Origin of the sequence: Streptomyces venezuelae, assembly GCF_008642315.1 — a bacterium.
Classification (GTDB): Bacteria; Actinomycetota; Actinomycetes; order Streptomycetales; family Streptomycetaceae; genus Streptomyces; species Streptomyces venezuelae_D.
Genome location: NZ_CP029192.1, coordinates 1,406,442 through 1,421,057, shown reverse-complemented (window position 1 = coordinate 1,421,057; position 14,616 = coordinate 1,406,442). Strand labels below are relative to the sequence as shown.

Sequence of the window (14,616 nt, the reverse complement as noted above, 5' to 3'; positions counted from 1 at the left end):
GGGTCGGGCCTTTCACCTGAGCAGGTAGGGCATGTTGACGGTGACCGCGCCGGTGGGGCACCGGGCCGCGCACGGGCCGCAGTACCAGCACTCGTCGACGTGCATGTACGCCTTGCCGTTGTCCTCGCGGATCGCGAGCGAGTCGAGCGGGCACATGTCGACGCAGAGGGTGCAGCCGTCGATACAGCGGGACTCGTCGATGGTCACGGGCACGTCGGCACGCTGCGGGACAACAGGCATGGCTGTCTCCAGGACTCAGAGAAAGGGGGTGGGCGGAAAGGCGTGCGGGTCATGCGGAACGGCGCAGGACCCCGTTCATCGTGATGCGGTCGCCGCGGAAGCGGATGAACTCCAGGTCCACGGGCCGCCCGTCGGGCAGATGGGTCAGCCGCTCCAGCATCAGGACGGCGCTCCCGCGCGGCGCCTCCAGGACGGCGGCGGAGTGCGCGTCGGCGTTCACGGCTTCCAGTGTCATGTCGGCGTGCCCCAGCGGGCCGCCGGTCACCGTCTCCAGGAGACGGAACACGTCCGTGTTCTCCAGGTCGCAGCCGAGCAGTTCGCCGCCCACGTCCATGGGCAGGTACGACAGGTCCAGGGAGAGCGGCAGCCCGTTCAGGCGGCGCAGCCGCTCGATACAGAGCACGTCGGTGTGGTCGGGCAGTCCGAGCCGACGCGCCACCGGCCCGGGTGCGCCGACCGGGCCGACGGTGCGGACCTCGTTGGTGACCGTGCCGTGTTCGTGCAGGGTCTCGGCGAGGCCCTGCAGCCGGTCCAGGGCGTGCGGGTACTTCTCGCACACGACGACGGTGCCGACACCGGACCTCCGGTCCACGAGCTGCTCGCCGCGCAGCAGGTCGAGGGCCTGCCGGACGGTGTTGCGGCTGGCACGGTAGTCGGCGGCGATGACGTCCTCCAACGGCAGGACGCCGCGCGGGAAGCCGCCCGTGAGGATCTGGTGGCGCAGCAGATCGGCGAGTTGCCGTGCCTGGTCCGCGCGCAGCCGCCGACGCCGCGCGGCGGCGACGGGAAGCGAGGCGGGGCTGTGTTCGGCTGGCATGGCAGGGAACGTACCGGCGCCGTGGCCGCGGTGGTGTTGCGGCAGCATTGCGCCACCTGACGGCTCCGGGCGCACCGCTCTGACCTGCCACGATGCCGGATGACGGGCAAGATCCGCCACCGGAGTGCCCACTCCGTGGACAGCTGCGGTGGCGGAACAGGGACGACGTACCGTCAGCGCTTCGCCTCTTCGACGTGCGGTTGCCGTCCCGGAGTTCCGGTGGCGCGGCCCGCTGCCGATGTACCGGGACCCTGCGCGCCGTCCGCCGGACCCTCGACCCCTCGGTTCCCCGGCGCCCGCACCATCACCAGCACCAGGACGCCCGCGACCAGGCCCGCCACGCCCGCGGCCAGCGACGCCCCGTTGAGCCCCGAGGCGAAGGCCGCACGGACCGCGTGCTCCGGCACCGTGCCGTGCAGGGCCGCGGCGCCGCCGCCCGCGACGGTGTGCGCGGCGTCGTGGCCGAGCGAATCCTGCATGCGCGCGGTCAGCACCGTCCCGAACAGGGCGACCCCGATCGCGTACCCGAGCTGGCGGAAGGTGTTGACCGCGCCGCCCGCCATCCCGGCGTTCGCGGCCGGCACCGAGGCGAGCGCCGCCCCCGCGAGCCCCGGCGCGACCAGACCGGCGCCGACACCCGTGAGCGTGAGCCCCGGCGCGAGCGCCCCCCAGGACGACCCGGCGTCAAGTACCGCCATGCACAGCCCGCCCGCACCGATCAGGAGCAGCCCGACACCGATGACCAGCCGCGGCGCCACCCCGTGCAGCAGACGCCCGGCGAGCAGCGCCACCACGAACGACGTCGCGGCGAGCGGCAGCAGCACCAGGCTGCCCCGCACCGGACTCATCCCCAGCACGGTCTGCAGCCAGATGGAGAGGTAGGGGACGACGCCGAACGCGGCCCCGTTGTAGCCGACCGCGCCGATCAGCACCCCCGTGAAGGCGGGCTTGCGCAGCATCCGCAGGTCGAGGAGCGGCTGCGCCACACGCCGCTCGACGAGGACGAAGCAGAGCAGCGCGAGCGCCGCCACCGCGAACGACGTGCCGGCGGCCGCAGACGCCCAGCCGTCCGCCCCGCCCCGCAGCACCCCGTACGTCCCCGCGCCCGCGAAGCACGCGAACGCCGCCGTGCCCGCCCAGTCGACGCGGCGCACCGCGGGTCCGCGCGACTCCGGCACCAGGCGCAGCGTCAGCCAGACCGACGCGACGCTCACCGGCAGGTTCACGAAGAAGATCCAGCGCCAGCCGGGACCCTCCGTGAGCAGTCCGCCCACGATGGGCCCGAGCGCTGCCGACGCGCCGCTCACCGCGCCCCACACCCCGAGCGCGGCCGACCGCTCGCGCCCCTGGTAGGCGGCGCCGAGCAGCGGCAGCGTCGTCGCGAGCATCGCCGCCGCGCCGAGCCCCTGCACGGCGCGGGCCGCCACCAGCACGTTCGCGTCCGACGCGAGTCCGCAGCCCAGCGAGGCGACCGCGAACAGCGCGGTGCCGATGACGTTGAGCCGCCGCCTGCCCCACACGTCGGCCGCCGCGCCGACGCCGAGCAGCAGCGCGGCCAGCGCGAGCGCGTAGCCGTCGATGACCCACTGCAAGTCGCTCAGTGAGGCGTTCAGCGCCGCCGCCATGTCGGGCAGCGCCACAATCACGATGGTCACGTCCAGCAGCAGCATGAACGTCCCCAGAGACACCGCCGCGAGCGGCCCCCATGTACGCATGTCCTTGTTCTCCCGACTCCTCGTCCGATGCCCTCAGGCGTCCTCGTACGATGAGCCGACGGCGGACGAAGCCGGTGCCGGACGACCGTCCAACACACGCATCCGATACACAGGGGTCTTTCCACGATGGAATCCGACACCTTCGACGATCTCGACCTCAAGCTGCTGCACGCCCTGGAGATCGACGGCAGGGCGTCCTTCAGCCGCATCACGGGGGTCCTCGGCGTCTCCGACCAGACGGTCGCCCGCCGGTTCCGCAGACTGCGGGCCGAGGCGGGCCTGCGCGTCGTCGGCGTGCGCGACACCCGCAGGCTCGGTCTCGACGAGTGGATGCTGCGGCTGCGCTGCGCACCCGACGGCGCCGAGGCCATCGCGACCGCCCTGGCCCGCCGCCCCGACACCGCGTGGGTCCATCTCACGTCGGCGGGCACGGAGGTGGTGTGCATGACGGTGCCCCGGACGCAGGACGACTACGACGACCTGCTCTTCGGCAAGCTCCTGCGCACCCGCAAGCTCGTCGACATCACCGCCCACCAGCTGATGCACCGCTTCTTCGGCGGCCGCACGGGATGGATCGGCAAACACCGCCCGCTCACCGACGCGCAGGCCGCGGCGCTTACCCCCGCGGAGGAGCCGGTCGCCGCCCCCGCCCGCATCACCCCCGACGACGCACCCCTGCTCGCCGCCCTCAAGGCCGACGGCCGCGTCACCTACCCCGAACTGCGGCGGCTGACCGGCCGTTCCGAGTCCTCGGTCAAGCGCCGTGTCGCCGCGCTGCTCGGCTCCGGCGCGCTCTACATCGACACCGAGTACGACACCGCGCGCTTCGGCTTCACCACCGCCGCGATGCTCTGGGTCACCGTCGCCCCCGGCGCGCTGGACGCGGTGGGCCGGGCGATGGCCGGGCATCCGGAGGTCGCGCACGTCTCCGCGATCACGGGCTCCGCCAACCTGATGGCGAGCGTCCTGACCCGCGACACCGCGGAGCTCTACACCTACCTCAGCGGCGGACTCGGCGCCCTGGACGGCGTGCGGCACGTCGAATCGGCCCCCTACGTGCGCCGATTCAAGGAACTCACCTACCCGCGGCCGCTGCGGTAGCCCTCCGGGGTGAGGGCTCGGCGTCCGCTTCGGTGCAGCCGGTCCCCGCCCGCCAGGACCGCCGCCGCCAGCGCGTCCGCCGCGTCCTGGGCCGACGCGCGCCGCTCGCCGTGGAGCAGGACGAAGTCGACCGGACCCAGCTCGGGCAGTCCTGCCCGGTCCGGGACGCGGACCAGGCCGGGCGGGATCAGGCCCCGCGAGTGCGCCATCACACCGAGCCCCGCGCGGGCCGCCGCCACCAGACCGTTGAGGCTGCCGCTCGTGCAGGCCACGCGCCAGGAGCGACCCCGCCGCTCCAACGCCTCGAAGGCGAGGGCGCGGGTGATGCCCGGCGGGGGATAGACGATCAGCGGCACCGGGCGCTCGGGGTCGAGGCGGAGCCGCTCGGCGCCGATCCAGACCAGGTCGTCCTGCCACACCAGCTCGCCGCGCGGATCCTCCGGGCGGCGCTTGGCGAGCACGAGGTCGAGCTTGCCCGCGTCCAGCTGTTTGTGCAGCGTGCCGGAGAGCTCGACCGTCAGCTCCAGGTCGACGTCGGGGTGGTCGTGCCGGAACGACTCCAGGATGTCGGTGAGCCGGGTCAGGACGAAGTCCTCCGACGCCCCGAACCGCAGCCGCCCGCCGAGCCGCTTGCCGGCGAAGAACGCGGCGGCCTGTTCGTGCGCGGCCAGGATCCTGCGGGCGAAGCCGAGCATGGCCTCGCCGTCCTCCGTCAGCTCCACGCTGTGCGTGTCGCGCGTGAACAGCTGCCGCCCGGTGACGTCCTCCAGACGGCGCACGTGCTGGCTGACGGTCGACTGACGCAGGCCGAGCCGACGGGCGGCCCGGGTGAAGCTCAGCGTCTGGGCGACCGCGAGGAACGTACGGAGCTGCGAAGGGTCGTACACGCGCCCCAGCCTAGTACCGCTCATCGCAGAACGTGATGACAGTCAGAACGGTGTACGGGATTCCCGATCACCCCGATCAGGAGGATCATGGAGAGGGCACGCCCGCAGCACAGCGGGAACACCCCGCCGCAGAGCAAGAACACGGCGGGACCGCCCCGCACCGAGAGCATGGAGCACCGTGAAACGCCTGAAGTGGCCGTCGTGGATGCCGGTCGACCCGTACATCGTGGCGTTGCTCGCGACCGTGGGCCTCGCGGCCCTGCTGCCCGCCCGCGGCACGTCCGCCGATGTCGCCTCCGGTGCCTCCACCGCCGCCGTCTCGCTGCTCTTCTTCCTCTACGGCTCCCGGCTCTCCACTCGCGAGGCGCTCGACGGGCTCAAGCACTGGCGGCTCCACGTCACGGTCCTGGCCTGCACGTTCGTCGTGTTCCCGCTGCTCGGGCTCGCCGCGAAGGGCCTCGTTCCGTACGTCCTGACGCCCGCGCTCTTCAGCGGCTTCCTCTTCCTCACCCTCGTGCCCTCGACGATCCAGTCGTCCATCGCCTTCACGTCGATGGCGCGCGGCAACGTGCCCGCGGCGATCTGCGCGGGCTCCTTCTCCTCGCTGGCCGGCATCGTGCTGACGCCGCTGCTCGCGGCCGCGCTGCTCGGCGGGAGCGGGGGCGGGTTCTCCGCGGACTCGCTCCTCAAGATCGTGCTGCAACTGCTGGTGCCGTTCCTCGCCGGGCAGCTCCTGCGCCGGTGGGTGGGCGGCTTCATCGCGCGCCACAAGAAGGTCCTCGGCCACGTGGACCGCGGGTCGATCCTGCTCGTCGTCTACACCGCATTCAGCGAGGGCATGGTGCAGGGCATCTGGGGCCAGGTGCACCCGCTGCGGCTGCTCGCGCTGCTCGGCGTCGAGGCGGTGCTGCTCGCGGTCATGCTGGCGCTGACCTGGTACGGCGCGAAGCGGCTCGGCTTCGGCCGCGCCGACCGCATCGCGATCCAGTTCGCCGGGTCGAAGAAGTCCCTGGCCGCGGGGCTGCCCATGGCGAGCGTCCTGTTCGGCGCGGACGCCTCGCTCGCGGTGCTGCCGCTGATGCTCTTCCACCAGATGCAGCTGATGGTGTGCGCGGTCATCGCCAAGCGCCGCTCGCGGGACCCGGAGGAGTTCGTCAGCGAGCCGCCGCGAGCCGCAGCGACACGAACCGCGGTCGGTACAGGGACACGTTCCGGGTGACGTTCGCCTGTGCGTTGGCGGGCGTCGCGTCCAGCCAGTTGACGTCGTAGCTCAGCACGACACGGCCGTCGCCGTCCCCGCCCCCGGCGAGCGCCGGGTGGGCCTGCGGGTTGTAGGCGGCGGTGTCCTGGCGGGGGGCGCTGTCCTCGGGCAGGGCGGCCTCGAAGGCCTTGGCGGGGCCGTGCCAGGGCCCGGTGGGGGAGCAGGACCAGTACGAGCTGACGGTGGTCAGGCCCTCGGTGCCCGCCGCCATCGTGAACAGCACGTACGTCCCGTCGTCGCGCACCACGGTGAACGCGCTGCCCACCCCCTTGCGCCTGCCGTCCCCGAGCACGGCCCGGGGCGTGACGTCGTGCCCCCACTTCTCGCCGTCCCAGTACTCCCACGCCGACCGGTCACCGAGACCACCGTGCGGGACGCGCGCGACATGGGCGTCGGAGGAGGGGCGCGAGGTCGCCTGGGCGTCCGTGCCGCCGAAGACGTACGTCCAGTCCTCGTCGTCGGCCGTCGTCGTGCCGTACAGGACGCGCTTCTCCGGGTCGCCGACCGACTGCTGGTCGGAGACCTTCGTGATGCCCTCGACCCGCAGGTCGGGCAGGGAGAGCGTGGCGACCTCGGTGGCGAGGGGCACGCCGTAGATCCACGGGCCCTGGCTGGCCATGCGGTTCCACAGCAGGACGCGCACCACCCGCTCGTCGCCGCCGGGGGTGCGGGGCTCCACGCGCGCCGCGACCGGCCAGCGCCACTGCTGGGGTGCGGGGTCGGGGAAGAGCGGTGCGGCGAGGGTGCGTTGGAGACGGCCCGAACGGGACATCACCACGGCCGAGTTGCGGACCATGGGTGTGTTGGTGTCGCGCCAGGTGTGTGGCTGGCCCGCCGGGTTCGGGGGCGCGTGGACCTGGCCGAGGAAGGTGTCGGAGAACAGCCACAGCACGCGTCCGTCGGGCAGGCGCACGGAGTGGGTGCCGTCGCCGCCGGTCCAGTCGTCCGTGCGCGTCATGTCGTCGCCGTAGCGCGCGAACTCGTCGGTCGGCGCGGCCTCGGGGGACGCCGAGGCGACGGTGCGGGGCCTGCACGCTGCCGCATCGCCCTCCCGGTCGTCGTCCGGGAGGGCGATGAGCAGGACGGCCGCGCAGGCCAGGGCCAGCAGCAGGACCGGCCAGATCCTGCGCGGCCCCGACGCGGCACGTTCGCGGGCGGACACGCCGGGGACGTTAGTTGCTGCCGCGCACGCGGTCCATGGGGAGTCGGACGACGGTGTCCCGTGTCACAGCAACCTCACCCGTACGCAGCTCCCCCACCTCGGCGTCGTCCAGAGCCCAGTCGTATACGCGCACTTCGTCGATCGCCCCGGTGAAGTGGGCGCGACTGTCCATGCGTTGCCCGACGTGCACGCCGAACGGCGAGTTGCGGCTGACCGTGCCCGGTACGTCGGCGGCGGAGATCCGCGTACCGTCCAGGAACAGCGTCAGGCGGCCGTCGCCGCGGCGCAGCGCGATGTGGTGCCACGCACCGTCGTTGTACGCGCCCGTCGTGCGGACCGACGCGGACCTCGGTGGCGCCGCACCGTCGCGCGTGGTGATGAGGCCGGTGACGCGGTTGCTCGCGGGCTCGCCGCGCAGCCACACCTGCGGCTGGTTGGTGCCGATGCCGCCCATCCACAGCAGCGGCTGTTCGCCGGTCGTCGCGTCGTAGCGGAACCACAGGGAGGCGGTGAAGTCCTCGGTGCCGAGCGGGAGTCGGCGGCTGAACGGGAGTCGCACGGCGTCGTCCGTGCCGTCGAAGGCGAGCGCGCCGCCGAAGCGGCCCGGGGTCACGCGCGCCCCGCCGAGCACCGCGGCGGGGCGCGCGCCCGGCGCGCGGTCGCTCGTGGTGGGGTCGGGGCCCCGGCGTGGCTTCAGCCAGTCCTCGGTGAAGCGGGCGAAGCGGATCTCGTCGCGCGCGTCGACGGCGCCGCCCTCGTACAGCAGCCCCACGTGCGTGCGGTCGGCCCGCACCAGGTCCGAGTAGCCGGACCAGTCCGTGGTCACCGTGGTGCCGCGGTCGACGCTGTCCCAGGTGCGTCCGCCGTCGTAGGACGAGCGGATCTGCATCGTGCGGCGGCGGTCCGGGTCGGCCGGGCAGGCGAGCAGCATCCGCTTGCCGAACTGGAGCGTGGAGCCCTGCACTTGGGGCGTGTAGAGGTCGGGGATCGCGCGGAAGGGCGCGGTGAAGGTGTTGCCGCCGTCCTTGCTGACGGTGTGCGTGCGGTGGCCCAGGTCCGTGCCGTCCTGTTCGCGGCCGCTGACGTAGACCGCGCCGTCGGGCCGCTCGGTGACGGTCATCTCGGACGGCTTCTGACGGAACGTGCCGTCAGCCGGTATCGGGTACGAGTCCGTCGCGCCGATCTTCCAGTGGTCGCCGCCGTCGTCGCTGACGATCAGCGCGGCGTGGTTGGCGGTGATGCGGCTGCCGTTCCACGTCTCGGTGTTGGCGGTGAAGACGAGGCGCCCCTTGTGGCGGCCGCGGGTCAGCTGGATGCCGTGCACGGGACCGGTCGCGTACCAGGAGTTCCAGTGCGGCGGCAGGATCTCGTTGCTCAGGTCGCGCGGCGCGGACCAGCTGGCGCCGTCGTCGTCGCTGTACTGCAGGTGCGGGGTCCGGTCGCACGGTATGTCGCAGTTCTTGCCGTCGGTGCGTCCCGTGTTGTACGTCTCGGCCAGCAGGATGCGGCCGGTCTCCCGGTCCACGACGGGCGCCGGATTGCCGTGGGTGTCGCCGTCGCCCTCGTTGATCACCTGGAGCGGGCCCCAGGTGCGGCCGCCGTCGTGCGACCGCTTCAGCACCAGGTCTATGTCGCCGGCGTCGCTGCAGTCGTTGACCCTGCCCTCCGCGAAGGCGAGCAGCGTGCCCTTCGTCGTCCGTACCACGGCGGGGATGCGGTAGCAGGCGTAGCCGGGGTCCTGGTCGGCCTTGAACAGCACCTGCTGCTCGAACGGGGCGCGCGGCTCCGGCGCCGCCCGCGCGGCTTGCGCGGCAGGCGCGGGCAGTAAGGCGCCGACGGTGGCGACGGTCAGGGCGGCGGTGGCGGTGCGGAATGATCTGAGACGTACGCGGAGGCTCGATGGCATGGTGCGGTCCGCCTTTCGTGGCGACGACGGCGACTCATGGCGCGTCCTGGACACGGGGCCCTGGCCCCGGCCGGGGCATGGTCATCTGACGTACTGACATCCTGACATCCCATGTCCACGTTTCGACGCAGACGCTACTGCGGGTCACCCACACCCCACAAGGAGTACGTCCTCACGCGATTGCGTGCCCACGAAATCGTGTCCTCACGGGACGAGGACGACCTTGCCGAGGTTGCTCCGCTCCTCGATCACCGCGTGCGCTTTCGCCGCGTCCCGGAGCGGGAACACGTCGTGGACCGCCACGCGCAGGCCGCCGGTCGCGTGCAGCTCCCACAGCTCTCGTCGCCACGCCTCGTACAGCTCCGGCCGCTCGCGCGCGATCAGTCCCATCTGGAAGCCGATGACGGACTTGGCGCCGACGAGCAGGTCGTACGCCGCCACTGTGCCGCCGCCCGAGCTGTAGGCCACCAGCCTGCCGTGCGGCGCCAGGGCCCGGACGGCGGGTGTCAGGAGGTCGCCGCCGACCGCGTCGAGGACGTAGTCGACCGGTTCGCCCCACGTCTCCCGGTCGTACGTGACGACGTCGTCGGCGCCGAGCCCGCGCACGAAGTCCGCCTTACCGGGATCGGAGACGGCGGCCACCACGCGTGCAGCACCCTTCAACCTGGCCAGCTGCACCGCGAGGTGGCCGACGCCGCTCGCCGCCGCCGTGACGAGCGCGGCCTCACCGGGCGCGGGCCGCGCGGCCTCCAGCGCCCCGTACGCGACGAGCCCGGAGCGGACCAGCGCGACCGCGTCGACGGCGCTCGCCCCGGCCGGGACGGGGGAGGCCAGCGCGGTGTGGAGCAGGGCGTGGTCGGCGTAGCCGTGTCCGAAGACCAGGCCGGTGACGCGGTCGCCGGGCGCGAACCCGGTGACTCCCTCGCCGAGCGCCACCACCGCACCGGCGACCTCCCCGCCGAGCGCGATCGGGTCGCGGGGCTCGCGGACCTTGCGCACGACGGGCAGGGTCACGCCGACGGCCTCGACCCGCACCAGGAGCTCACCGGGCCCGGGCTCGGGGACGGGTACCTCCTCCAGGAACAGGACCTCGGGGCCGCCGCTGCGCTCGTACCGGACGCGACGCATCCGCACCACCTCCATGAGCCATAAACCGTTGGGACCTCCAACGACTTGGGCATCACCGTAGGACAGAAACCGTTGGGGAGTCCAATGATTCTTCGGTACGCTTCCCTCATGGCCACGACACCCGCAGCCCCCAGCACCATCCGCACCCTGCCCAGCTGGCTGCTCGGCCGCGCGGCGGCCCGCGGGCGCGCTCTGGTCGCCGACGCGCTGGCCCGCGAGGGGCTCAAGATGTGGCATCACGTGGTGCTCTCCGCCGTCGCGGACCTCGGCCCCGTCGCCCAGGCGGAGCTGGGCCGCAGCGTCTCGCTCGATCCGAAGGACATGGTCGGCGTCATCAACGACCTGCAGGCCGACGGCCTCGTCGAGCGCGCCCCGGACCCCCGCGACCGGCGCAAGAACGCCATCACCATCACGGCACGCGGCAGGCGTACGGTCGCACGCTGCGCGGAAGCGGCCGAACAGGCCAACGCGGAACTGCTCGCGCCGCTTTCGCCCGACGAACGGAAGCGGTTCCTGGACATGCTGAACCGGGTCTCGGGGATCTCGGGTGTCTCCGGGACCTCGGACGTCGAGGGGACGTCCTGAGGGCGGCGCCGCATCGGGCAGGGGCCCGGCCGGCGCAGGGGGCGCTCCCCGCCGGCCGCGGCGCCGCCGCCGTGCGGCGGGGAGCCCGGGTCAGCCCTGGGCGGCCGCGGCCCGCAGGGCGACGCGGTGCTCGCCCGCGTACACGTTCATGGAGGAGCCCCGCAGGAAACCGATCAGCGTGAGGCCCGTCTCGGCGGCCAGGTCGACGGCGAGCGAGGACGGCGCGGAGACCGCCGCGAGCACCGGAATGCCCGCCATCACCGCCTTCTGCGCGAGCTCGAAGGACGCGCGGCCCGAGACGAGCAGGACCGCGCGGGACAGCGGCAGCTCACCGTTCTGCAGGGCGCGTCCGATCAGTTTGTCGACGGCGTTGTGCCGCCCCACGTCCTCCCGTATGTCCAGCAGATCGCCCTCTTCGGAGAAGAGCGCCGCCCCGTGCAGCCCGCCGGTCCTGTCGAAGACCCGCTGCGCGTCGCGCAGCCGGTCGGGGAGGCTCGCGAGGAGCTCGGTCCCGACCCGAACGGGCGGGGTGTCGGCGATCGGGAACCGGGCCGTCGTACGGACGGCGTCCAGGCTCGCCTTGCCGCACAGACCGCAGGACGAGGTGGTGTAGACGTTGCGTTCGAGGGTGATGTCGGGAAGCACGACACCGGGGGCGGTCTTCACGTCCACGACGTTGTAGGTGTTCGAGCCGTCGGCCGTCGCGCCCGCGCAGTACACGATCGACTGCAGCTCGTCGGCGGAGCCGAGCACGCCCTCGCTCACCAGGAAACCGGCCGCCAGCGCGAAGTCGTCACCGGGCGTGCGCATGGTGATGGCGAGCGGCTTGCCGTTCAGCCGGATCTCCAGGGGTTCCTCGGCGACGAGGGTGTCGGGCCGCTCCGAGACGTGCCCGTCCCTGACCCGGATCACCTTGCGTCGCTCCGTGACTCGTCCCATGTCTTGATCAGTCCCGGTTCTGTACGTGCTGGTAGCCGAAGCGGCCCTTGATGCAGAGGTTGCCGTGGGTCACCGGATTGTCGTGCGGGGAGGTGACCTTCACGATCTCATTGTCCTGCACGTGCAGCGTCAGGTTGCAGCCGACTCCGCAGTACGCGCACACAGTCGTCGTCTCGCTCTGCGCGGACTCGTCCCACGTACCGGCGGCGCGCATGTCGAACTCCGACTTGAAGCTGAGGGCGCCCGTCGGGCACACCTCGATGCAGTTGCCGCAGTACACGCAGGCGGAGTCCGTCAGCGGCGCGTCGTGCTCGACGGCGATCCGGGCGTCGAAGCCGCGCCCCGCGACCGCGATGGCGAAGGTGTTCTGCCACTGCTCGCCGCAGGCGTCCACGCATTTGTAGCAGAGGATGCACTTGTCGTAGTCCCGTACGTACAGGTCGTTGTCGACCTTGGGTTCCTCGTTCAGGCGGGCCGCGTCGGCCCCGAACCGACCGGGCTCCGCCCCGTACTCCACGATCCACGCCGCGGCCCTCGGCGTCGTCGACAGATCGACGGAGGAGGCGAGCAGTTCCAGGACGAGCCTGCGGCTGTGCCGGGTGCGCTCGGTGTCCGTGTGCACGCTCATGCCGGGCTCGGCCGCGCGCGAGCAGGCGGGTGCGAGGGTGCGGGCGCCCTCCACCTCCACCACGCACACGCGGCAGGCGTTCTTCGGCGTCAGGGTGTCGCCCTCGCACAGGGTCGGGACGTCCTTGCCCGCGGCACGGCAGGCGTCGAGCAGCGTGGCCCCCTCGGGAACCCTGGTCGCCGCCCCGTCCAGCGTGAACTCGACCAGTCGGCGCGGCGGTTGCAGCGGTATCGCGGTCATTCGTACGCCCCCAAGCGGTCGATGGCGGATTCCACGGCGTTCCACGCGGTCTGGCCGAGACCGCAGATCGAGGCCTCCCGCATGGCCCGCCCCACGTCGCGCAGGAGCGCGATGTCGTCGGCCGCGTCGGCACCGGTCCGCGCGACGATGCGGTGCAGCGCCTCCTCCTGCCGTACGGTTCCGACGCGGCAGGGCACGCACTGTCCGCAGGACTCGTCGCGGAAGAACCCGGCGATGCGCAGGAGGACGCGGGGGAGCGGCACGGTGTCGTCGAACGCGAGCACGACGCCGGAGCCGAGCGTCGTCCCGGCGGCCCTGGTCCCCTCGAACGTGAGCGGGATGTCCGTCTCGTCGGCCCGTACGAAGCCGCCCGCCGCACCGCCGAGCAGCACCGCGCGCAGATTGTCGGGCTTCCCGGCGAGCGAGAGGAGCTCACCCAGGGTGGCGCCGAAGGGCAGTTCGTAGACGCCGGGCCGCGCCACGCTCCCGGACACGCAGAAGAGCTTGGGCCCCGTGGACTCCTCCGTGCCGATGGCCGCGTACGCCGCCGCGCCCATGGTGAGGATCGGCAGGACGTTGACGAGGGTCTCGACGTTGTTCTCGGCAGTGGGTCCGCCGAACAAACCCTTCTCCACAGGGAAGGGCGGTTTGGAACGGGGCTCTCCTCTGTACCCCTCTATGGAGTTGAAGAGCGCTGTCTCCTCACCACAGATGTACGCGCCGGCGCCGCGCCGGATCTCGATGTCGAAGGCGTACCCCTGACCGAGGACGTCGTCTCCGAGCAGGCCACGCGCGCGTGCCTGCGCGATGGCGTGTTCCAGGCGTTGGAGCGCGAGCGGGTACTCGCCGCGCAGATACAGGTAGCCCCGGTGGGCGCCGACCGCGTACCCCGCCACGGTCATCGCCTCGACCAGCGCGTACGGGTCGCCCTCCATCAGGACGCGGTCCTTGAACGTGCCCGGCTCGGATTCGTCGGCGTTGCAGACCACGTAGTGCGGTTGCTCGGGCCGGGCGGCGGTGGCCTGCCACTTCCTTCCCGTGGGGAAGGCGGCGCCGCCCCGGCCCAGCAGCCCGGAGTCGGTGACCTCGCGGATGACCTCGGCGGGGCCGATGGCGAAGGCGCGGCGGAGCGCGGTGTAGCCGCCGTGGGCGCGGTAGTCGTCGAGGGAGGCCGGGTCGACGCTCCCTATGCGCCGCAGCAGGATCAGGGTGTCCTGGCCTGCCTGAGGGAGTGGAGCGGGCGGGGCTTCGGAGGAGAACGTCTCCGGGTCGAGGGCGGCGAGGGTGAGGGTGTCGGGGGTGGCGGGGGCGAGGGTGAGGGTGGCGTGTGTCTTCTCCCCAGCCCCGCCCCTTCCCGAACCGGGGCTCCGCCCCGGGCCCCGCTCCCCAATCGCCGGAGGAGCTGGGATTGCCAGCCCGTCCGGCGATTGAGGACGAGCGCGCAGCACGACAGGCGGGGGCCCAGGGGGCGGAGCCCCATGGTTTCGGGGAGGGGCGGGATCGGGGAATGCAACCGCCGGAGGCCCCGCCCGCACCACCACCGCCCCCGGCCCCCGCTCGCACAGCCCCAGGCAGGGACTCGCCTCCACACCGACCCCCGGCACGGAGGCGAGCCGCGCCTCCACCTCTCCGCACAACCCCGCACCCCCGCAGACCAGATCCGTGCACACCCGCACCACCGTCGCAGGTCTCGGCCGCACCGAGAACATGGAGTAGAACGTGGCCACCCCATAGCCCTCCGCAGGAGGAACCGTCAGCCGACGGCACAGGTAGTCGAGGCCCCCCTCGCTCACCCACCCCACCCGGTCGTTGAGCGCGTGCAGCCCCGGCAGCAGCAGATCCCGCCGCCCCCGCGCCGCCCGCCCGCCCCGCGCCCACCGCAGATCCGCGGCGTCCCGGTCCTCGGCCCCTTCCCACGCGGACCCCGGCGGCCCGAGCACCGCGTCGACGGCCGCCCGCTCCTCGTCCGTCGGCTTGCTGTCACCGAAGCGCAGATCCATACGCCAC

13 protein-coding genes are annotated in these 14,616 nt (G+C 72.7%); 3 read left to right on the top strand and 10 right to left on the bottom strand.

Features of this window, described 5'->3' with window-relative positions:
• Window positions 1–12: 12 nt before the first annotated feature.
• The 3 genes from DEJ48_RS05830 to DEJ48_RS05820 all read right to left on the bottom strand — a co-directional run bounded on the left by DEJ48_RS05830 (window position 13) and on the right by DEJ48_RS05820 (window position 2,772).
• A complete protein-coding gene (locus DEJ48_RS05830; RefSeq protein ID WP_055563275.1) occupies window positions 13–240 on the bottom strand; it encodes a ferredoxin family protein in 228 nt (75 codons plus the stop codon).
• 49 nt (window positions 241–289) lie between these two features.
• The gene (locus tag DEJ48_RS05825) at window positions 290–1,057 is read right to left on the bottom strand and encodes a GntR family transcriptional regulator (RefSeq protein ID WP_150215077.1); all 768 of its coding nucleotides are present in this window, start codon (window positions 1,055–1,057) and stop codon (window positions 290–292) included.
• A gap of 173 nt (window positions 1,058–1,230) precedes the next feature.
• On the bottom strand, window positions 1,231–2,772 hold the full coding sequence (locus tag DEJ48_RS05820; RefSeq protein ID WP_150215075.1) for an MFS transporter: 1,542 nt from the start codon (window positions 2,770–2,772) through the stop codon (window positions 1,231–1,233).
• A 126-nt stretch (window positions 2,773–2,898) separates the two neighbouring features.
• On the opposite strand from DEJ48_RS05820, the gene DEJ48_RS05815 reads away from it, so the two are divergent.
• On the top strand, window positions 2,899–3,873 hold the full coding sequence (locus tag DEJ48_RS05815; RefSeq protein WP_150215073.1) for an Lrp/AsnC family transcriptional regulator: 975 nt from the start codon (window positions 2,899–2,901) through the stop codon (window positions 3,871–3,873).
• Here the strand turns inward: DEJ48_RS05815 and DEJ48_RS05810 are convergent.
• Window positions 3,852–4,760: a LysR substrate-binding domain-containing protein gene (locus DEJ48_RS05810; protein WP_150215071.1), complete on the bottom strand. Its 909-nt coding sequence runs from the start codon at window positions 4,758–4,760 to the stop codon at window positions 3,852–3,854. The genes DEJ48_RS05815 and DEJ48_RS05810 overlap by 22 nt on opposite strands.
• A gap of 178 nt (window positions 4,761–4,938) precedes the next feature.
• On the opposite strand from DEJ48_RS05810, the gene DEJ48_RS05805 reads away from it, so the two are divergent.
• A complete protein-coding gene (locus DEJ48_RS05805) occupies window positions 4,939–5,979 on the top strand; it encodes a bile acid:sodium symporter family protein (RefSeq protein WP_150215069.1) in 1,041 nt (346 codons plus the stop codon).
• Here DEJ48_RS05805 and DEJ48_RS05800 read toward each other — a convergent pair.
• The 3 genes from DEJ48_RS05800 to DEJ48_RS05790 form a co-directional block, all read right to left on the bottom strand.
• On the bottom strand, window positions 5,915–7,183 hold the full coding sequence (locus DEJ48_RS05800; protein WP_223831914.1) for a hypothetical protein: 1,269 nt from the start codon (window positions 7,181–7,183) through the stop codon (window positions 5,915–5,917). The genes DEJ48_RS05805 and DEJ48_RS05800 overlap by 65 nt on opposite strands.
• A 10-nt stretch (window positions 7,184–7,193) precedes the next feature.
• On the bottom strand, window positions 7,194–9,089 hold the full coding sequence (locus DEJ48_RS05795) for a sialidase family protein (protein ID WP_150215067.1): 1,896 nt from the start codon (window positions 9,087–9,089) through the stop codon (window positions 7,194–7,196).
• Window positions 9,090–9,293: 204 nt separating this feature from the next.
• On the bottom strand, window positions 9,294–10,217 hold the full coding sequence (locus DEJ48_RS05790; protein ID WP_150215065.1) for a zinc-binding alcohol dehydrogenase family protein: 924 nt from the start codon (window positions 10,215–10,217) through the stop codon (window positions 9,294–9,296).
• A gap of 108 nt (window positions 10,218–10,325) precedes the next feature.
• Here DEJ48_RS05790 and DEJ48_RS05785 point away from each other — a divergent pair, with 108 nt between their 5' ends.
• Window positions 10,326–10,802: a MarR family winged helix-turn-helix transcriptional regulator gene (locus tag DEJ48_RS05785; RefSeq protein ID WP_150215063.1), complete on the top strand. Its 477-nt coding sequence runs from the start codon at window positions 10,326–10,328 to the stop codon at window positions 10,800–10,802.
• Window positions 10,803–10,892: 90 nt separating this feature from the next.
• Here the strand turns inward: DEJ48_RS05785 and fdhD are convergent, their stop codons facing one another.
• The 3 genes from fdhD to DEJ48_RS05770 are packed head-to-tail and all read right to left on the bottom strand — an operon-like array spanning window position 10,893 to window position 14,609.
• A complete protein-coding gene (gene fdhD / locus DEJ48_RS05780; protein WP_150215062.1) occupies window positions 10,893–11,741 on the bottom strand; it encodes a formate dehydrogenase accessory sulfurtransferase FdhD in 849 nt (282 codons plus the stop codon).
• 7 nt (window positions 11,742–11,748) lie between these two features.
• Window positions 11,749–12,609, bottom strand: coding sequence for a 2Fe-2S iron-sulfur cluster-binding protein (locus tag DEJ48_RS05775; RefSeq protein WP_150215060.1), 861 nt, complete (start codon window positions 12,607–12,609; stop codon window positions 11,749–11,751).
• Window positions 12,606–14,609 (bottom strand): NADH-ubiquinone oxidoreductase-F iron-sulfur binding region domain-containing protein, encoded by a 2,004-nt coding sequence (locus tag DEJ48_RS05770; protein WP_150215058.1) that lies wholly within the window; start codon window positions 14,607–14,609, stop codon window positions 12,606–12,608. Before DEJ48_RS05770 ends, DEJ48_RS05775 begins: the two co-directional genes overlap by 4 nt.
• Window positions 14,610–14,616 lie beyond the last annotated feature (7 nt).